Origin of the sequence: Coleofasciculus sp. FACHB-712, assembly GCF_014695635.1 — a bacterium.
Lineage (GTDB): Bacteria > Cyanobacteriota > Cyanobacteriia > Cyanobacteriales > FACHB-T130 > FACHB-T130.
This window is the reverse complement of the sequence record NZ_JACJOQ010000566.1, coordinates 1-19,558: the sequence shown is the minus strand read 5'-3', so window position 1 is coordinate 19,558 and position 19,558 is coordinate 1. Positions and strand designations below refer to the sequence as shown.

Below are 19,558 nucleotides of genomic sequence, written 5' to 3'. Positions count from 1 at the left end.
TTAGACGGGATTTTGACAACTTCTGATTCAGGTAATGGCGGCAATATTTTTCTAACGAGTACAGCAGGTTCAATTAACATTAAAAGTTTTTTAAATTCTTCATCAAATCTTGGAGATGGAGGTGCAATTACTCTTTCGGCACTTGACAAAATTAACAATATTACTTCACCCAATAGTCCAACAGGGACAATTAATATTGCTGGTTCTATTAATTCCTCTTCCAACGCTGGTAACGGGGGCGCGATCGCGCTTTTGGCTCTGAACGAAATCAACGCTGGAGTCATCAACTCTAGTTCAGCAATTGGGAATGGGGGATCTGTCACCCTCGATCCGCTTGGAGATATTCAAGTTGCCTCCATCAATGCCCAAGGGGGAACGAATGGCGTGGGGGGAAACGTTAACATTGCAACTGGTCAATTTTTCAAAGCTACGGGCACTTTTCTAGACCAAGATGGGATCTCTGCCAGTATCTCTACGTCCGGAGGAATTGGAGGAGGCGCGATCGCTATCCAGCATGGTGGCGGCAATAATTTAGTTCCTTTTTTAGTTGGAAATCCAACAACGAACGGGACAGCCGGAGCACTGAACAATGGGCAATTCACGATTTCGACCTTCCAATCTTTTCCTGGGCCAGACACCCAGGGAAATATTCAATTAATTACTGCCGATCCCGATCAAATAATCGATCCCACAATCTTAATCGACGACCCAGAAGAGGAGCCACCCACAGAACTCCCGCCGGATATTCCGGCAATTGAAATTGACGCGGTCGTGACCGAACGCGAAGAAATTTTTACTCGTCAATTTGCCGAATATTTCGGTCTCAATAATCTTCCCACTCGTGTTAATTCTCTGCTTGATGCTCGTCAGACTCTCGCAAGAATTGAAACAGAAACGGGAGTCAGACCAGCGCTGATGTATGTTGCTTTTGTTCCCAAAACTATTGCCCCAGAGGTGCAGGAAAGTAGGAGAGTACAAGGGACTGAAAAATCCCTCTCACTCAACACTCAGCAGGGGCAGGAAACCCCAGCCTCTACAGCCGTTAGCCCTCAGAGCGACGAGCTGGAAGTAGTGCTGGTAACGGCAGAGGGTCCACCCATCCGCAAGCGGTTATCGGGAGCCGTGCTAGGAGCGCAAGGCGCATACGCTTCGCGAACGCAAGTTCTCAAAGTCGCCGAGCAATTTCGCAAGGAAGTCATTCGGATCAGACGCACTCCCACCTACCTGACCTCAGCCAAGCAACTGTATCAGTGGCTAATCGCTCCGCTAGAAGGCGATTTACAAGCTAGAGGCATCCAAAATCTCGTATTCGTGCCCGATAGTGGGTTGCGTTCTGTACCATTTGCAGCTTTATATGATGGTCAACAATTTCTGGTGGAGAAATACAGCGTCAGCTTGATCCCCAGTCTTAGCCTAACGGACACTCTCCAACGCAACCTAAAAAACTCTCAAGTTTTGGCAATGGGAGCATCGGAATTTCCCGACCAAGACCCGCTTCCCGCTGTGCCAACCGAGTTATCAATCATTACACCTGAGTTGTGGCCTGGTAAATCCTTCCTCAACAATGCTTTCACTCTCAAGAATCTCAAGACTCAGCGCCGTCTACAACCGTTTAGAATTGTTCACCTGGCAACCCATGCAGAATTTGAACCAGGAGATCCGAGTAACTCCTACATTCAGCTATGGGACACGAAGCTGTCCTTAAACCAATTGCCACAGCTTGAGTGGAATGACCCGCCGGTAGATTTGTTAGTCTTGAGTGCCTGTCGCACTGCACTGGGTGATGAGCAGGCGGAGCTGGGTTTTGCTGGGCTGGCAGTGCAGGCAGGGGTTAAGTCAGCGCTGGCAAGTCTTTGGTACGTCAGCGACCAAGGCACCTTGGGACTGATGACGGAATTTTACCAAGAATTGAAAAAAGCCTCCGTGAGAGTGGAGGCACTGCGGCAAGCACAGGTAGCGATGCTGAAGGGGCAAGTGCGAATACAGGGAGGTAAACTGCAAACTCCCAGAGGGGATGTGGTTCTAACGCCCGAACTCGCGAAGCTGGAGAATCAAAATTTATCTCATCCTTATTATTGGGCAGCTTTTACGATGATTGGCAACCCGTGGTAATCCATGCAAAATGCAGAATTAAAAATTAAAAATGAGGAGTTCTTCAATTTTTAATTTTTAATTCTTTCTAAAATTGATAGTTAACGCTGAAATAAAATCCCCGATCTTGGGCATTTTCGCCACGGTCTTCAATATCAACCAGTGGAATGCCATAGTCTAGTCGTATATTTAGCTTGGGCAGAGGTTGCCAGATTAGCCCTAAGCCAGCACCTGCTAAAAATCTCTCATCCTGTAACGTGGCATCGTTGGGATTATCAGACACATTCCACACCCAACCCACATCCACAAAAGGAGCAAACTGCAATGTGGCGGCACCGGCTTCATCTCGCTGAACGGTAATGCGATCTTCAATTGAAAGTCGCACTCCATTGTCACCAGCACGCACATTTTGCCGGTAGCCGCGCAACGATTGACCGCCGCCAATTACAAACTGTTGGGAGGGTAATAAGCCACTGGTTGATAGCTGAATATCTCCTTGCACAATTAAGAAATTATTGTTATTCAGGACTTGAACTCGCTGCACTTGGCCCAGCCAGCTTAAGAACCGACCATCGGGTATGGGGTCGGGATTGATGGTGGCATCCAATAAGCCAGTGCCAAGACTAAAAAGCGATCGCAATGCCCAAGCACCCTTAACATCCCGACGCAGATAGTCTTGCCCAAATTTAATCACGCTGGTGCGGCTGCGACCTTCTTCGTCGGGGCCAAAACCAAACGGGGTTGGCCCTGCAAAAGTAAAAGTCTGACCATTCTGGTGAGTAAAGCCTAAAGAAAGGGCAAATTCTTCACGCGGTGAGCGGATTAACGGCTGTCGATAACTAATTTCATAAAGCTGTGATTCTCCCCGAATGTCGAAAACTTCAAAAGGGGCTTGGGTGACTCTATTTCGGTTGGGAGCATATCTCAGTTGCAAGGTGCCGTTCATGGGGTTGAGCGGCACCCGATAGTTTAAGTCAAGAACATCAGCGCCGCCTGTAGTTGTATGGTAATAGGAGCCAAAAATTTCATCTCCAATGCCGGTGATGTTGCGATAACCCAGATTGACGCCCAATCGTTCGGAACCAACGCTCGGAGGCGAGTAGTTATCGACGCCGAAGCTGCCATAAAAGGGGTTGGCTTCGGTAACGCGAACGACGAGAATACTTTGACCCACCCCGCTCCCAGAGCGGAGGCTGGCTTCTACATTTTTAAATAGGGGATCGACGCGCAATAGCCTTAATTGATCTTCTAGCTTGCCCGTATTGAGCGGTTTGCCAGCCCCCAAACGCACGCGCGATCGCACGTAATTTGAATTCAACCGGCGCGTTCCTTCTACCCTAATCTCTTCTAGGCTGCCTTCAATGACGCGAATCTGGACGACACCATCCGTAATGGCTTGGTCTACCAGGATGGCTCTTGAGGTGATGAAGCCTTGATTGAGGTACAACTGGGTAATCGCATCGGCAACGTTTCTGAGTTCTTCTAGGGTGACAGTCCGCCCCTCTACAGTTTGAGTAATCGAGTTCAACTGTTCTGCCCCAAAGATGGTGCTGCCAGTGACTTGAATCTTTTTCACCTCAAGCGTGGCTGAGGACGGTGCAGAATCGGGTGCTGGTGTCGGCGGCGTCAGTACGGGCGACGGTGACTCTTCCGGCAGAGGTTCTGGGAGGGGTGCAGGCTGCGGAAAGCGATCGCGGTTAGGATCGGATTGGGGTTGCAGGGGTTGATTTAGCTGTGGTTGGTTCTGCGGTGAAGCCGGTAGGGTCTGCGCTTGCAGCCGCCTATTTTCAGACCTCTCTGGCTCAGGATGAACAACTCCCACTCGCTTTTGCTGTATGCCCTTTGACGGGGCAACTGAACGCCTAGCGGGTTCTTTTTTTGCTCTCTCGTCGCTGGAAAACGCTTTCATCGTTTCCATTTCGCGATGAAAATTCAATCCATTCAGATCGGGCGTTGCCGGTAGTGTTTTGGCATTAGCACCGCTGGCAGAGACACAAGCGATCGCACCCTCAATTAACACTCCACACCAAAACCATTGAAATTTTGAACGCATGGTAGCTGTGTTCTCCACGGGTTGAATTGTCTAAAAACTTCAATTAATACAATTTTTTTGTATCCAATCCGTATTTTCTTTACTTAATTCAACTTTTTTCCTTTTCTCTCTCCAAAAGTAACATTCTCGCTTTTAGGAGCGAGAATGTTACTTTTGCAAGCAAACGAGCGGCATGATTTTGCGGTTTTCACCAAAATTGCATCTATCTGAAGACTCAATTTTATGTTTTCATTATGCCATCATCTGTCAATGGCGTCGCCTCTTTGCTAGTTACATTGTGCCTTCAGAAGGCGAGCTAATTTGCTCGCGAACAAGATCGGTTTGCTACCACACTCAAACGCCCAATCAATGACTTTTGCACCTGACTTTTGCACCTGATTGCACGCGCACTCTCATTTCAGACTGGATTCGCGATCCCCAAGACAAACGGATCGATATCACCTGCGGCACTATTATTCAGCCAGGGAACGTATTTTCCTGACAGCTTTACCCAGTTTGGGCTAAACCAGGAGGGAATTGCTAATTTTCTCCCCTAGCGTGCTATCCAGAATATCCTGCTGAGAGTACGAGGTAATAATGGCGAGAGGGTAAAAGTGTGATGCGTCCCTCTATAAGATTTGAAATTTTGAATTGCCGATTTTGGCTGGTACAAGTCTTGCCAGTAGCCACTTTCAGCAATCTATTTTAGGCGATATTAAGGTAAAAGGTTATAGTACCATTTCACAAAAGATGGTACATCAGAGACCCCAATCCCTGCAAAGAGAGTGCATCTGCGCCACAACGCGATCGCTAGAAAAAAGGGCTGCGAGAATTAAAGTACAGCCCCAATAAAGTGAATTGATATAAGCCGGGACACTTGTGGAGTTTAGATATCCAGCCTTCAGCTTTATCCTGTCCTCTAGCCGTTCATTTCGTATTTACAGAAAATTGCAGTGCTAAGTGGTAGGGGCATAAGCTTTTTCCCTGCCCCATTGCCTGCTGAGTCTTCAAGGATGAGAAATTAAGTATATTTTCATCCTTAAAGTGAGGGAGCAGTTCATTCAAAACTATTGATTTTCTCTCAAGCGCTGAAAGGGTGTCGTTTGGCTAGCAGATGTCGTCATACTGGGAAGCAAAGGCTCTTTGGCAATGTTGTCCAGTCCAACTGCCTTCAAGAGTTGTTCCCACTCAGCAGAATAAGCGGAATTGTTCGGATTGGAGCGGCGCAGTTCTGCCAGAGTAGTTAAGGCATCAAACCACATCCCCGCCTCTGCATAAACATCTGGGCGCTTATTCGGTGTAGCCACCCTCAACTGATTATCAAGCTGCGCGGTTTGTGGAACCCGCTGAATCGAACCTTGTACAAAAACATCGAGCGATCGCTGTTCGGAATCGCAAACCATCGACAAGGACCACTGATAATTCTTACCGACTTCCAAGGGTGGTAATCCAGCATAAGTTGGAAGACTGATGCTGACAATACCCCCCTTCCCCGTAGTCATAAAGGTTGTTGTATAAATCTCTCGATCGTTTTTTTCATCCTTCAGTACAAACTCTAGCGCCAGTGGCGACGCTTGGGCGGGCACTGGAGGGACGTAGAATGAAAAGCTCGGATATGCTGCTACTGTAAGCCCAATATTATTGGCAGGGATCAGCGCGGTGAGCGGCTTGCCTGCCACTGGGCAGCTTCCAGGACTGCGAGTTCCGCCCCCTTCTCTGCGCCCTGGTGCCCCAACGGTTTTAGGTGGATTATATCCAGCAACTATCCACCGATCGGGCATTCCTTGGGCGAGTAGTGTTGGTGGTGTCCCTATCAGAGTTGAGAAACCCGTGAGCAGTGCCACTTCCATAGAGATAGCTAAGGCTCGTTTTAACCTAGGGGACTTCATCCAGTCCATAGCAGAACTGCTCCAAAGAATTTTGAGTTTTGAATAGATAGGTGCGGTTCAACCAACAAGATTTGATTGTCCCGCCCTAGATTGACTGACTACCCAACCCGTAAATCGTTTTCTTCACGATCCGAACTCGGCTTTCTGCCTTCATCAAGTCGCATTTTGGGGTTGAAAACTCTGAACGAGTGGGTCAAATATTCCTAATTTTTAGCAGATATAACAACCTAAAGACTGGTTGTTTTAGTTTGAGCCAGTTGTTCTTCGACTAGCTGCGCTCTGTACTAGAGGTTCGCTCGCAACCTTGTTCAGTTCAACTGACAGTAACAGCTTTTTCAAGTCAGATGCCAGAGTAGAATCATTAGGATTCAACCGGCGTAGCTCCAGCAGGGTAGCGAGTGTCTCATGCCAAAGGCGAGCTTGTGCATAGAGACCAACGCGCTCTTGTAAAGTGGCTCGCTGGATTTGTCTGACCAAGGCTGAATCGGGTGCGATGCGCTTGATCGCACCCCCGACGACAATATCTTTCTCCCGGTCGTTAGCATCACAAATCACCGAGACGTCCCAATGATATTCCTTGTCCTGCGCCAAGGGTGGTAAATTGGCGGATGGAGGAAGGTTGAGGCTGTAAATGCCAGGTTTTCCTGCGATTGCAAAATTTGCTTTGTAGACTTCTCGGTCGCTTGCATCTCTCAGCACAAATTCCGCTGACCGAGCCGACGTTGTAGACATATACCATGAGAAGGTTGGATACTCTGCAACCGTTAACCCAACATCCAAGGGTCTTAAGGCAGTGAGACCTTGCGTGCAAATGGTGGGATAGCGGGTTGCACCTTGTTCTCTGCCATCAGGAGTGCCTCGCTCTGGCGGCTTGAAGTTTAAAGTATCGGGTAGTAGGCTGCGGCTGAGTGAGGCAGGCTGTGCCTGTGCCTGGGAAGGCACGTTCAGAACCAGTCCGAGCGTTAAGGAAACAGCCAGTGTTGTAATCTGTGAGTAGCGTTTCATCCAAATCATGCTAGAACTGTTTTCTGTTGACACTCCCCAGAACTTAAGCTGTGGGATTTTTACTTCAACGAGTCTACTTAAAAAATTGAAATTGGGTTGAATTTTGCCGAGGGTTTCTCCTTTAGGGAGCGTATCGCAATCGACCCCTAATTTTTGCGGAACTGTAGTTTCTTGTGTAGACCTCATGAATCCGGTCTCTTTCAATTTCCTGACCTTTTCAAGTGGAGTGCCTGAAGATTTTGCCCATCCAGACAGTTGTGGATGGCTCTGCACTCTTACACTTTTGATGGTTCTGTTTAACAACCAATCGTTAGATTGATATCGCTTTGGAGCAGCAAGCTCGTCCGATCGCGTGTCCATAATTATATATCAAACTCATGTACGGAAAATTTGTTTTTCTATTCGGACATCGAGTCATGAAGTCTGCCCTTCTGCAAGAATCCCCAGTGGGGGCATCTAAAGGCAATGGGTCGGCTCAATCCTTAGTTGGGTCATTAATTAAAGAAGTCCTAACCGTTGTTAGAGTTCCCGGCTGACACAGACAAATAAGATCGTACTCAAGTTCGTATAAAGCAGTTGTCTTGGTTGCATTTTTGGTAACTTGGGCTAAGACTAGGGTCAAACCAATTTGAGAGTGGCGATCGCTATTCTAGATTGACTAAATCCTCATAATCCCAAATCCCAACTTTCAAACCCCTCTGCCTCCCTGGGTATCCACTTCTACATAAACTTCACTGAGATTTGAGATGATTCCTGATTCAGCGGCTCTACCACTCAAAGAAAATCCTTGGCATCGGACAATTAGACCGATTGCAGCTGCTGCCATACATGGCATTGCTTCTCAGAAAGATACACTTATCGCCATTGACGCCACTAACGGGTATCTGCTGCAAATCGATCCGAAGAGTGACAACACTACTATACTCAATGCCAATCATCTGCCAGATTTTCTGGGCGTGACTGGGTTAGCTCTTTGGGAAGATACTCTCTGGTGTACCCAGGAAAATGGTGTTTTCTTTTGTCCAAACGCCATTAATGGCATCTCTACCACTGATTTGACGCCTCAGTCTTTTGTCACCTTGCCCTACCCAGCCAATGGGGTTGCTGTTTGGGAATCAACTGTTTACGTGACTTCCCAGAAGGCGGGATATATTCTTGTTCTTAGTCGTGAGACAGGTCAAGAAATTACCCGATTTTATGCCCCTGGAGTAGGGGTAGAAAATATCACAGTCAAGGGTGAGGAACTCTGGGTTTCCGATAGCATTGAGCAAACAGTTTACTGCCTTGACCGAGCTACGGGTGAGATCAAATTCAGCGTACTGACGCCTTTTGAATGCCCGACAGGGTTAGCTTTTTACACAGATCCTCAAACGGGGAAAGATATTCTCTACGTAGCTTATGCAGGTGAGGAGCCTTACCTGCGCGATAACCCGAACGCCGACCCGAATTACGAATTACAGTACCGCGATCGCACGTTTATTCACCCGTTGTATTTTTACTACAACGAGGCTGAACGCTACGCTCTCTCAAATGGTTATCTGATGGAAATTTCCTACGTCGAGGAACTTTCCCCCCTCGACGAGGTGGATTTAGAAAATGTGGAGTGGCGAATTGCTCTACCCTCGGAGACTCATCGACAGAAGATCAGAAAAATTGAAGCGGTCGGATTGCCTTTCACGGAAGAAATTCAAGACGGACAGCGGGTGGCTGTATTTAAATTTAACAGCCTCAAAACTGGCGATCGCTATATATTTGGCTGGAAAGCCCTGATAGAAGTCTGGAGCATCAAATATCGCCTGACGCCCAGAGATGCCGAAAAACTTCCCGACCTCCCGCCTGAGTTACGCAGCAAATATCTGACGGATGATGATGATTTGGCAATGGACACCGATATCATCCTCAAGGCCGCCAAGGAAGCGATTGGCAGCGAAACGAATATGCTGCGGAAAATTTTCAAAATTCGCAACTATGTCTATGACCGTCTTTCCTACGGGATTAAGCCCTACATTGACCCGCCAGATGTCGCCTTAGAAAGGGGTGTTGGTTCCTGCGGTGAGTACCTGGGGGTTTTACTTGCCCTGGCGCGGCTGAATGGCATTGCCTGCCGCACGGTAGGTCGCTACAAGTGCCCTCCCCATCCTGAATTGATGAATTTGCCCCTGCAACCTGATTTTAATCATGTCTGGATGGAGTTCTACCTGCCTGGATTTGGTTGGTTGCCGATGGAATCCAATCCGGATGATGTGGTCGAAAAAGGCCCCTATCCATCGCGGTTTTTCATGGGTTTAGCTTGGTATCACGCTGAAATGGGCAAAGGTATCACCTTTGAAAGCTTGATGAGTCATGGGGAAAGAGTCAATAAGCAGTCCGTTTCTATTGGAGAATTATCTCTAAATCATGTGAGATTTACGATTTTGGAGGAACTAGCACCGTCCTCATAAGGGTGAATAAAGTCAGAAGGGTGGGCACTGTCCACCCTTTTTCACTGGGTACTCATTGCTAATTGTCCGCTATTCCCTAGTAGGTCGCTGCTTAAACTGTCACAAGCTGTTCTCCGTTTTTACCAGAAAGCAGCAGTTTAGGGAAAATGGTATCTATCGCCTATTAAAGTAATTGGAAATCGCTTAACGATCGCTAATTTAAGACTTTCACAGTAGGTCAATATTTTAACTGTCACAAAATTTAGAAAAAATCCGGATTGCTCTTCGATACTAAATTTGTCCTACAAGCATCAATCTTTATCAAGAATCTAAGCTTTTGAATATCAGAATGCTGTTACAAAGATACTTGCTAGAGGGTTGAATAGGTACTTATTAATCAAGGCTAAAGCAAGAAGGAAGCACTGAATCTATGAATAATTCTAGCATTAAAGAGCGCTCGGTCGATCTAGCTGGATATCAATATCCCCAGCCGCATTATTTACAAACGCGATCGCGCATTAATTATCTGATTGAGCGCTATCTATCGTTGGAGATTCTCCAGCAGAACCTGTCAGACTTACCGAGACAGTTTAAAAATCCTCATCAGCGCCGCTGGGAAACGATTGATTGGCAAGCAATTACTTCTAATCAAATTATCGGTGTTGCTCCCGAATTATTTATTGCAACAGTTGCAAATGCGGTGGAGATTGAAACGCCGATTCGCGCTTATGCGATGGAAAGCTGGAATTATTTGCAGACAGCCCACTTTCCAATGGCACGATTTGTGGGCGGTACCTTTGCAGCGGATGGCACGATGCTAGAAGTCGGAATATGGGAGAAAGAAGAACGGCAACACCGCCCCACTTTTAGCAAAATCTATCAACAATTAACGGGTGATAAACTACAATCCCATCCGAACTCAGTAAAAGGCTATGAATCGAGTGGAAATCTACGAGAAGATGTTTATAAACACGCGATCGCCCGGATCGCAACCGAGTGGGGAGCAACGTCTGTATATCTCTGGTTAATGGCTCATTCGACGGGGGCATTGCAACAAGCGATCGCGCAACCCATGCAAGACGAAATCAATCACCTAGCAAAGTTCTGGGGGATTAGCCGTTGGGCGTTTGGAGATTCCTATCTCACCCGCTTGCAGGGCACCACTAAAAATTTAATGGGTCTTCTCAAACATCACCAGGGCGAACGCCCGAAAGGCAACGATGTCTTGCAAATTGGCTATGCCTTGTACGCAGTGGAATTAGTTTTCACATTTGCCCGACTCATGGTGCAGCTGCGTCACTGGAACCAAACTCTGACGCCTGATTATCTCGAAGAGTTGTTTGGGCTGCCACCACAACAATTAGCTGCTAGCTGATAGCTGTTAGCTGATAGTCTGGACTGAGTAGGGGGGCGCTGTCCACTCTACTCATTTGATTATTTGAATAGCTGAAGATGAATGTAATTCCAGCGATTGATTTGCTAGAAGGTCGGTGCGTACGGTTATATCAGGGAGACTACGCGCGATCGCAAGTTTTTGATAACAACCCCGCTAATATTGCTAAACAGTGGGTAGAACAGGGGGCAACCCGGTTGCATATCGTAGACCTCGACGGTGCTAAGGCAGGTCAACTGGTCAACCGACAGGCAATTGAGGCGATTTTACAGGCAGTGCCGGGAGAAATCCAAGTAGGGGGCGGCTTGCGCGACAAAAGCTCAGTCTCTCATCTGCTAAACATGGGTGTGAAGCAGGTAATCTTGGGAACCATAGCCGTAGAACAACCCCAGTTGGTCGAAGAACTTTGCCAGGAATTTCCAGGGCAAATTATCGTAGGAATTGACGCCCGGAATGGACAGGTTGCCACAAGAGGCTGGTTAGAAACGTCTGAAGTTGCGGCAATCGACTTGGCTAAGCAAATGCAACAATTAGGGGTTGCTGCCATTATCTACACCGATATTCATCGAGATGGCACGCTTTCTGGCCCTAATTTAGAGGCATTAAGAGAACTCGCCAACGCTATTTCCATCCCCATTATTGCCTCTGGCGGTGTTAGTTCGATTACTGACTTGTTGAGTTTACTAACACTCGAACCTTTGGGAGTTAGCGGTGTGATTGTGGGTCGTGCCCTCTATACAGGTGATGTTTCGCTCAAAGCAGCCCTGCAAGCGATAGGGTCGGGGCGTATTCAAGATGTCCCGCCAGATTTGGGCTTTTCCACTTTTGCTTGATACCAGCTCTTCAGATCCCCGACTTCTTTAAGAAGTCGGGGATCTCGTCTTCACGAATCATTTAGAACTGGTATATATTAGTAATCCCCTGATTATGATTTTGCAGAGACCCGTCAAGGCTTTAGCAGTGGATAAAAGCATTATTGAAGCTAAACTTGGGAGTTCTTGAATTAAATTAAGCAAGGATTTTAGCGAATAGGAAGGTGGGCACTGCCAACCTTCCCATTAATCGTGATTATTTCAATTCTAAGCGCCTTCCGGCTGGGGAAGATTTACGGGTAGCTCGATACAGAATTCCGTTCCTTCTCCCGGTGCCGACTGACACTTCAAGACGCCGCCGTGTTTTTCTACAACAACCTGGTAGCTGATTGACAACCCCAAGCCAGTACCTTGACCGACTGGTTTAGTAGTAAAGAAAGGGTCAAATATATGTTGCTGCACTTCAGATGGAATGCCAGGGCCATTATCAGTAATCTGAATGACCACCTTATTGTCATTTGCCAGTTCGGTGCGAATCCGGATAGTAGGAATGTCAGTTGTTTTTCTACTGGCAACTGACCATTCACCATTAATGATTGACTCTTCTAGGGCATCAATCGCATTACTCAGAATATTCATAAATACCTGATTGATTTGCCCAGCATAACAATCGACACGAGGCAGGTTGTCATACTCTTTAACTATCTGGATCTCGGTGCGTCCTGCTTTCGGCTTCAAGCGATGTTGTAACAAAAGTAAAGTGTTATCGATTCCATTGTGGAGATCGAAAGGCTCCCTTGCCGCTTTATCTAGCCGAGAGAAGTTCCTCAAACTCAACACAATTTGGCGAATGCGTTCAGCTCCCACTTGCATTGAATTCATCAGTTTTGGAAGGTCTTCACTGAGGAAATCTATGTCCAGTGCTTCTGCTGCTTCTTGAATGGCAGGTGTTGGTTGTGGATATTCCTGCTGGTAGAGGTGAACGAGATGCAGCAGGTCTTGAGTATACTCCGTCGCGTAGGGAAGATTACCGTAGATAAAAGAAACCGGGTTGTTAATTTCGTGAGCAACACCGGCGACTAACTGCCCCAAACTGGACATTTTTTCGGTTTGTACCAGTTGACTTTGAGTTTGTTGCAGTTCGTATAAGGCTTGTTCCAACTGAGCTGCTTTGTCTCTCAGTTGCGCTTCCGATTGAATTAAAGCTGTCTCAGCCAGTTTGCGATCGGTAATGTCACGAGAGTTCACAACAATGCGAACCCCTGGTGCATCCATTACCAGATTGCTGTGGGTTGCTTCGATATAACGCCACGAGCCATCTTTGTGCTGAAATCGGAACTCAATGGATAAAGCAGTTGTTGAATTTTCGAGGACGCCTTGAAAATCGTTTTTGACTAAAGAAACATCCTCTGGGTGAACAAGGTCAAAGGTATTTTTGCCAATTAATTCTTTTTGCTTATATCCTAAAATGCCCTCAATGGCAGGACTTGCGTATTTGATGGTCCCGTCCGCTTCCAAGATTGTGATCAAATTGGAGCTGTTTTGCAGTAGCGATCGCCATTTCCCTTCGTTTTGCGCCCACACCACTGCTTCCCTCTTGCGTTCCTCTTCTACACCGATCGCCGCAGCCATAATCCCGATCAGCTTTTTATCAGATTCTGTGGGAACAAACTGGTTCTGATAGACCATGCAAAGCGAGCCGATATATTCCCCCGCGCATCTAACTGCTTGTCCAACGTAGGTTTGCAGTTGGTAAGGAATGACCCAAGGATCTCTGTGTGCGTAGGGGGTGTTGGGTAAATCCTGAACGACATAGGGCTGGTTGCTTCCCTGCTGAATCACGTCATAACAGAGATGTCCGTCCGGATCGCCTACATTTGGGAACTCCGACGGCGTTTGCCATTGACCCCAAGACCACAGTAAGCCTTGATGCAGTCGATTGTAGACTGCCCAAGCACCGCCTAGTAATTCCCCTGCGGATGCCGTGATGCGGTTAATATTCTCATCTGGGTCGGAACCAAGACCCGAAAAACATTCATTGATTTTTGAAAATTGTTCGCTTGCCTTTTGGTTGGTGATTTCACTCAGCGTGCAGACGACTTGCTCGACGCAACCATCTGGATCTAACTGCGGTTCGGTGTTAACAGATATCCAAACGCGATCGCGCTTTGTCGGTCTATAAACCCCTAGCACCAGGTTTCGCAGCGATTGCCGGGTCGAAAGCAGCAACAATGCTTGCTTTGCCCGGACTGGTGCCGTGTGGAGTTTCATCTGAAATGGCGTTCCATTCTCCTGGATGACGTGCCAAGCGGGATCGAGCGGCATTTGATCCAGCATCTGGTCTGCTGTTAAATCCAGCAAGTCCAGTGTCGCCTGATTCGTAAAGCGTATTTCTCCCTGCGCTCCCATCACCAAGACGCCAACTGCTAGTTCGCTCAGAAGTGCCTGAGGGAGGGTATCCATCCTGGGCGCTGATTGGGCAGCGCCTTGCTGATTCGCTTGTAAACTTCGCATAGCTTTCAATCAAGGCACTGGCTGAGTACCTGGAGTTTTTATTATGGCAATCTTTGTTAACTCGTTCAGCCGTTGGACTGGATACACCCTTTTGTCTCTACTCTGGTATAGCCTTTCTAGCTGTGGAGCTGCATACACCCTGAGTCGTAACTTTCAGACTATTTTATTTAAGTCTTTGAAGCCACCAGATTAACAAGTTTGTCTACAAATAGATAGATGCTTATTTTTTCTAAAAGTTACACTCTAATCACTGTAGCTAAGGGTTTTGAGTCTCTATTGGTATCAGTTTTAACAAGTAATGAGAATTTCTGGCCTAAAAGGAGTTGTTTTCCTAAAACTAGGTTAAAAAATTGAATAAGATATTTAGATTTCTGTATATATTTTTAAATATTTAAATAATACTTGTCTTTTCTTAATGTCCAAAAAGCTAAATTGTTGCTAGTTGTTCTCTGGAATTAACCACAAGGACTATTCCTAAGGATTAATCGGTTATTTGCCAGTCAGTATTCGTTATTTTTTACACGCAAACATACTGAAAGTTTTGACCTAATCAAAAATTAAAGTGAAAGGAGAAAGCAGTTTTTATACCTATTTTTTGAATCGCAAAAGACAGCTTAATGATGAATGTTCGTCTAATTGCAAAAAAAACGATGGGGCAGTACCCAAAGCACTGCCCCATCGATTGATTCTGTAGCTGGTTGAGCAAAGGAAAAGTAGCCGCGTGCTTTGTGCAACAGCCGCGTTTTGTGGTAGAGAGAATCAGCGAGAAGCTTGATGGAGTAACTTTGCTAGCAGCAGCAGTTGCTCTTTATTAAACACTTGAGCCAAAACCTTTGCCGCCGCCCTAGGTTCTACAGGCACGGCGATTTGTTTGATGGATGTCGGAGTGGGTTTTGACTCCGTTGGGCTGGGTACCCCTTCCCCAACTGCCACCTTTGCCGGTGGAATTGGGGCGGTAGTTGCTTCTGGGGAAGCTGCCAACAGCCGCAAACTGGCACTCGGCGCGATCGCGTCAGTTTTTCCGTGTGGCAACAGATCGCTAGCCTGCTTGAGTTCCTTAATTACAATCGGTGCCAAGGTGGCATAAGTATTTTTGGGATTAGCGATCGCTCGATTTGCAGTTCTTACCAGCACTTGCCAGGTTTTTATTTCAGCACTCATCTGCACGAGACGACTGCACAAAGCGCAAAGTTGTTGACGATTTGCGGGTGTTTCTGCTTGTTTAAACAGCGGCAACATTTGTTTTAGAACCCCAGTCACCTGAGCAGAAATATCTGGAGTTGACGTTTTGCTCGCTTCTGGAGCGCTTCCTGCCGCCCCAAGCAGGTGGTTAAGGTGTGCCTGTAACTTAACAAAATTAGGTTCTGCTGCTTGTACGATTTTCTCGCCTTCCTCTTCTCGGAGACCAAATGGCCCCTGAAGCTGGTCAACTAAGTGCTTAAGGGTGTCATACCCTTCTAAAAACATGGACTCCAGATCGCTATCGATATTGACTGGATGTTCCTTGAGGAGCTTGAAACAATCCTCAAACCGATGGGAAACTTTTTGAATACTGTTGAAGCCCAGCATCGCTGCCCCTCCCTTGACAGAATGGGCGGCGCGAAACATTTCATTAATCCTTTCTTGATCTGCCATTACGCCTCGCAAATCCAGTAGCCCTTTTTCCAGGGTTTCGAGGTGTTCTTTTGCCTCCTCGATGAAAAAGCCCAAAATCTTTCCCGACTCCACGGCAGCATTCCTCAAAACAACAATTTTGTGTAGTCACCTGGTTATGGGGGAGTCGTTCCTGGCAGTGGATTTTTCCACTAGGCACTGTTTACCCCTGTTTCTGTCGGCACGCCTCAGGTTGAAGCGCAGCTAAGTTTGATATACGTTGGAGACTGTTCCTAAAATAGCCGAAACCACCAATTTAAAGCTTGGTAGCAATACTTAAATTAGCAAGTGCTAATTTTGCCATTGCGTGAAAGTATTTTATAACTAAGCTTCAAAAAGCTGAAAGGCGAACCAGTGGCTTCTAAAACAAACAACACTTCACAGTTACCTGTTGACGGGCGAAGTCACCGGGTTCGATTGTCGCCTTCCTTGTGTTTTCCAGAGAATACCAGTGCATGGAGGGCGAACCCGTAACCTCTGGCGAAGCCGATAGCGGCGCGGATTCGCTTAGTCGTGCGCTGTCTGGGCTATAGGACGCATAGAAACGTAGAAAAAAATAGAGTTTCCAAATCAGTTACGAATGCGAAGGGCTGAATGCAAGTACGATTTTCTCTGCCTCAGTCCTCAGCCCTCAGTCCTCAGTCCTCAGTCCTCAGTCCTCAGCCCTCAGTCCTCAGTCCTCAGTCCTCAGCCCTCAGTCAGTCCTCAGTCTTTACCCCTTACTCCTCTTACCAAGGATTGCCAATCATCGTGAAAGCTGCCCAGTAGTAAGGATGCGTTAGCTGCGTGTCGCCCCGGTTGGCGAGTTCGGGTGGCAGCTTGATGTTTCCTGTGGGGAGGCGCAGTTCGCCCGCCTCCAAGCGTACCTGCCCCTTGAGCATTGCTATCTGCGCTTGCCGTAAAGCTTCTGACTTGATCGAGGCTTTCTTCAATTGGGCATAGAAATCCGCCATCAATCCTTGAGTTCCCTCGTCGCTGACATACCATAAACTGGCTACAACTGATTTCACCCCTGCCAGCACTGCTATGCCCCCAAAGCCTAACTCTGCTTGTTCATCTCCCAGTGCGGTGCGACAGGCACTCAGTACCAACAATTCCACTGGCGGGTCATTCCAGCCCAATTGGCGCAGCTGGTTGAGTCGTAGCTTGGTATCCCATAACTGAATGTAGGAGTTTTCGATTTTCCCAGGTTTAAATTCGCCATGCGTTGCCAGGTGGATAATTCCATAAGGCTGTTGCTGACGCTGTGCCTTGAGATTTCCTAGCGTAAATTTCTCGTTGAGGAAAGATTTCCCCGACCACAGCGTCGGAGTGATGATAGATAATTCAATCGGCACGGCTGGTAAGGAATTCAGTTCGGTAAACTTTGACGCGCCCATTGCCAAAACTTGAGTGTTTTTGATACTCACATAGCGGGTATCGGTGAGGCTAAGACTGGGCATCATGCCGATGCTGTAGTTTTCCACCAGGAACTGTTGACCATTGTGGAGGGCAGCCATTGGCAGCGATCGCAAACCTGTATCCATCAGAAATACTAGATTTTGGATACCTCTGGCTTGTAAATCGGCTTCTAAAGGTGCCACCATCCACTGATAAAGTTCCTGAGATGGTGCCAGGTAGCCATTGGGTTTTTTAAGGTTAGTAACTTCGCTGCGGAATTGTTTAGCGACTGTGAGAATTTCCTCGCGCGTTGTCCCCTGCACCCGTTTGCGAATCGGTTGACCCTTAGCAGTGATGACAAGTAATTCGAGTTGGTCGTTGTCTTGGGCGGGGGGACTGGTAGCGGGAGTAGCGGCGGGTTGCGGGGATGCTTGGCTGAGGGCAAAGCCTTGGGGATTAAACTGCCAAAGAATGTCTGATTCTGGCGGTGTTGCAGGTAATAGAGTTTTATCGGTAGCTGAAGGAGGTGCCGCCGTGGCAGGAACAAAAGTGATGTAGATAAGTGCCGGTTTTACCCCAGTCGATTTTTCAATGTTTTGAAGAATATCGCGGGCTTCGGTGAGGGTTCTAATCGGAGTATCCGCACTTCCACTAAAATATTGCTCAAACTGGCGCGTGAACGGTTCGTCTAGGTCAGCAAACAAGGTGTCAACTTCCGCGAGAGTCAAACTGGTAGACACCGACAATTGTGGCGTTAGCGTTTCCTGTGGAGGCGTTATTTCTTGTGGTGGTAAAGGACTCGGTGAGGACGGTGTATCAGGTTGATCGGCTTGATCGGCAGTAACGAGCTGAATCTTGCCCTGAGTATAGCTGCCGGGGAAAGATCCTGAAGCAATTGTATTGCCTGACCCAGTTGTTAATACTCCCGCTGTACCGTTGTTGGTAGCCTTACCAACGACGAAGGGAACGTCTTTGGAACCGCCTCCGTGGCGCAGGATGATGGAACCTTCACCAGCACCCCCAGCGGCGGAAATACTTGCTTTTTGCCCATTTTGGTCAGTGAAGGTACCCGTAGCTCGAAACAAACTTTCGGTTGTAATGTCAACGATGCCCCCTTTGCCTCCCGTTCCGCCTTGGGCATTAATGAAGCTAACTTGAATGTCGTTTTCGGGGTCAAGGGTGACATTACCAGCATCTCCGAAGCTAGCGCTGGAATTAATTCCCAGCGTTGTAATGCTGTCAATGGCAGATACGAAGATATTCCCGCCTTTAGTCGTCCCTGAGGCGGTTAGATTTCCGGTGTTTATCGCGGCTGTTTGGCTGATGAGGGTAATATTTCCGCCAACCCCATTATCAGAATGAGAGTCGATGTTAGCAGTGGCAAGGTTGTTTTTAGCAGTAAGAGCGATCGCTCCCCCATTTCCCGTCGTCTGGCTAGTATTGAGCGAACCTGTACTGATACTATTGTTCGCTGTTATTTTAATCCCGGTAGCCGTAATATCTTTTGCAATGACATTGTTGCCGCTATTCACAGTCAGATTATCTAGAAAATAACCATTTCCTCCCACTGCATCCTGGAAAGTGACATCACTGCTGACACTGATGGTTAGGTCGGTAGCATTGCCGCTGACACTGATGGTTAGATCGGGAGCATTGCCACTATTAGCGAGGATACCGCCAAATGTAATCGAGCCAGCGCTACTGGTGAGTTCTATCGGGTTTTGACCGCCGAGGTAAACATCGCCGCCATAGTTTTGAATTCCACTGGTGGTGACATTCCCGCCGATGACGCTACTCCCCTGTATCGTCACGCTGGCTGTATTGACGCTGCCATCCAAGCTAGTGAAGCCACTGGTGTTAGTAGTTAAGGCTCCGATGGAAGTGCTGTTGCCCACTGCATCAGCGATTTTAAGGCTGCCGGTACCGGCAGTTAAAGTGAGGTTTTGCCCCCCTGCGCCCGTTCCATTCGTCTTCCCACCGAGAGCAATATCACCACCCCCTTGAGCGCCGGTACTGAGGGTGATGTCTTTAGCCAGAAGCATATCGCCGTTGATAGTAATGTTTTGATCGGCGGTAGTGATATCTGCGTTGAGGGTGGTTAATCCAGCATTGAGGGTAATGGAGGCGTCCCCCGTGCCTGTCATGGCTCCATTAACCGCCACTGAGCCAGAGGGTGCTTGAACGGTGAGAGGATCTTTGAAGGTGACACCTGCACTGTCGATTGCAATGGCACCACTGCCGTCAAGGCGTCCAATCGTAATAGAGCTAAAGCCATCTTGCAATTGTCCCAACTTTGCGGCGGTCAGATTCAAACTATCGGTTACAGGAGTCGCATTCCCAACCTGAATATTTTTCGATGCTGTTGCGGG

The 19,558-nt window shown here is 47.6% G+C and carries 12 protein-coding genes; 6 read left to right on the top strand and 6 right to left on the bottom strand.

Annotated features, from left to right (window positions below; translation table 11 throughout):
- On the top strand, positions 1 to 2,112 hold a 2,112-nt coding region (locus H6F50_RS20430), incomplete at its 5' end, for a CHAT domain-containing protein (RefSeq protein ID WP_242029132.1).
- 67 nt (positions 2,113 to 2,179) lie between these two features.
- Here H6F50_RS20430 and H6F50_RS20425 read toward each other — a convergent pair.
- The 3 genes from H6F50_RS20425 to H6F50_RS20415 all read right to left on the bottom strand — a co-directional run bounded on the left by H6F50_RS20425 (position 2,180) and on the right by H6F50_RS20415 (position 7,203).
- Positions 2,180 to 4,144 carry a ShlB/FhaC/HecB family hemolysin secretion/activation protein gene (locus H6F50_RS20425; RefSeq protein WP_242029131.1) on the bottom strand — a complete coding sequence of 655 codons (1,965 nt, stop codon included), beginning with the start codon at positions 4,142 to 4,144 and terminating at the stop codon, positions 2,180 to 2,182.
- Between the two features lie 1,046 nt (positions 4,145 to 5,190).
- A complete protein-coding gene (locus H6F50_RS20420; RefSeq protein WP_190413276.1) occupies positions 5,191 to 6,021 on the bottom strand; it encodes a DUF928 domain-containing protein in 831 nt (276 codons plus the stop codon).
- Between the two features lie 234 nt (positions 6,022 to 6,255).
- Entirely contained in the window at positions 6,256 to 7,203 is a 948-nt protein-coding gene (locus H6F50_RS20415; protein ID WP_190413274.1) for a DUF928 domain-containing protein, read from the bottom strand.
- Between the two features lie 560 nt (positions 7,204 to 7,763).
- On the opposite strand from H6F50_RS20415, the gene H6F50_RS20410 reads away from it, so the two are divergent.
- The 3 genes from H6F50_RS20410 (at position 7,764) to hisA (ending at position 11,663) form a co-directional block, all read left to right on the top strand.
- Positions 7,764 to 9,458 carry a transglutaminase domain-containing protein gene (locus H6F50_RS20410; protein ID WP_190430119.1) on the top strand — a complete coding sequence of 565 codons (1,695 nt, stop codon included), beginning with the start codon at positions 7,764 to 7,766 and terminating at the stop codon, positions 9,456 to 9,458.
- Between the two features lie 409 nt (positions 9,459 to 9,867).
- Positions 9,868 to 10,812: a hypothetical protein gene (locus H6F50_RS20405; protein ID WP_190430118.1), complete on the top strand. Its 945-nt coding sequence runs from the start codon at positions 9,868 to 9,870 to the stop codon at positions 10,810 to 10,812.
- A 77-nt stretch (positions 10,813 to 10,889) separates the two neighbouring features.
- Positions 10,890 to 11,663 (top strand): 1-(5-phosphoribosyl)-5-[(5-phosphoribosylamino)methylideneamino]imidazole-4-carboxamide isomerase, encoded by a 774-nt coding sequence (gene hisA / locus H6F50_RS20400; protein WP_190430117.1) that lies wholly within the window; start codon positions 10,890 to 10,892, stop codon positions 11,661 to 11,663.
- Positions 11,664 to 11,909: 246 nt separating this feature from the next.
- Here hisA and H6F50_RS20395 read toward each other — a convergent pair whose 3' ends face one another.
- Positions 11,910 to 14,156 (bottom strand): PAS domain S-box protein, encoded by a 2,247-nt coding sequence (locus H6F50_RS20395; RefSeq protein WP_190430116.1) that lies wholly within the window; start codon positions 14,154 to 14,156, stop codon positions 11,910 to 11,912.
- Positions 14,157 to 14,199: 43 nt separating this feature from the next.
- On the opposite strand from H6F50_RS20395, the gene H6F50_RS20390 reads away from it, so the two are divergent.
- Positions 14,200 to 14,349, top strand: a complete 150-nt coding sequence (locus tag H6F50_RS20390) for a hypothetical protein (protein WP_190413262.1) — start codon at positions 14,200 to 14,202, stop codon at positions 14,347 to 14,349.
- Positions 14,350 to 14,915: 566 nt separating this feature from the next.
- On the opposite strand, the gene H6F50_RS20385 is transcribed toward H6F50_RS20390, so the two are convergent.
- On the bottom strand, positions 14,916 to 15,884 hold the full coding sequence (locus tag H6F50_RS20385) for an Hpt domain-containing protein (protein ID WP_190430115.1): 969 nt from the start codon (positions 15,882 to 15,884) through the stop codon (positions 14,916 to 14,918).
- A 519-nt stretch (positions 15,885 to 16,403) separates the two neighbouring features.
- Between H6F50_RS20385 and H6F50_RS20380 the strand changes: the two genes are divergently transcribed.
- On the top strand, positions 16,404 to 16,577 hold the full coding sequence (locus tag H6F50_RS20380; RefSeq protein WP_190430114.1) for a hypothetical protein: 174 nt from the start codon (positions 16,404 to 16,406) through the stop codon (positions 16,575 to 16,577).
- Here the strand turns inward: H6F50_RS20380 and H6F50_RS20375 are convergent.
- Positions 16,538 to 19,558: CHAT domain-containing protein (locus H6F50_RS20375; protein ID WP_190430113.1), on the bottom strand; the 3,021-nt coding region annotated here is incomplete at its 5' end. The genes H6F50_RS20380 and H6F50_RS20375 overlap by 40 nt on opposite strands.

Coding starts and splice junctions, on each gene's coding strand:
- H6F50_RS20425 (WP_242029131.1), bottom strand. CDS start 4,144: ATGCGTTCAAAATTTCAATGGTTTTGGTGTGGAGTGTTAATTGAGGGT.
- H6F50_RS20420 (WP_190413276.1), bottom strand. CDS start 6,021: ATGGACTGGATGAAGTCCCCTAGGTTAAAACGAGCCTTAGCTATCTCT.
- H6F50_RS20415 (WP_190413274.1), bottom strand. CDS start 7,203: ATGAGGTCTACACAAGAAACTACAGTTCCGCAAAAATTAGGGGTCGAT.
- H6F50_RS20410 (WP_190430119.1), top strand. CDS start 7,764: ATGATTCCTGATTCAGCGGCTCTACCACTCAAAGAAAATCCTTGGCAT.
- H6F50_RS20405 (WP_190430118.1), top strand. CDS start 9,868: ATGAATAATTCTAGCATTAAAGAGCGCTCGGTCGATCTAGCTGGATAT.
- hisA (WP_190430117.1), top strand. CDS start 10,890: ATGAATGTAATTCCAGCGATTGATTTGCTAGAAGGTCGGTGCGTACGG.
- H6F50_RS20395 (WP_190430116.1), bottom strand. CDS start 14,156: ATGCGAAGTTTACAAGCGAATCAGCAAGGCGCTGCCCAATCAGCGCCC.
- H6F50_RS20390 (WP_190413262.1), top strand. CDS start 14,200: ATGGCAATCTTTGTTAACTCGTTCAGCCGTTGGACTGGATACACCCTT.
- H6F50_RS20380 (WP_190430114.1), top strand. CDS start 16,404: ATGCAAGTACGATTTTCTCTGCCTCAGTCCTCAGCCCTCAGTCCTCAG.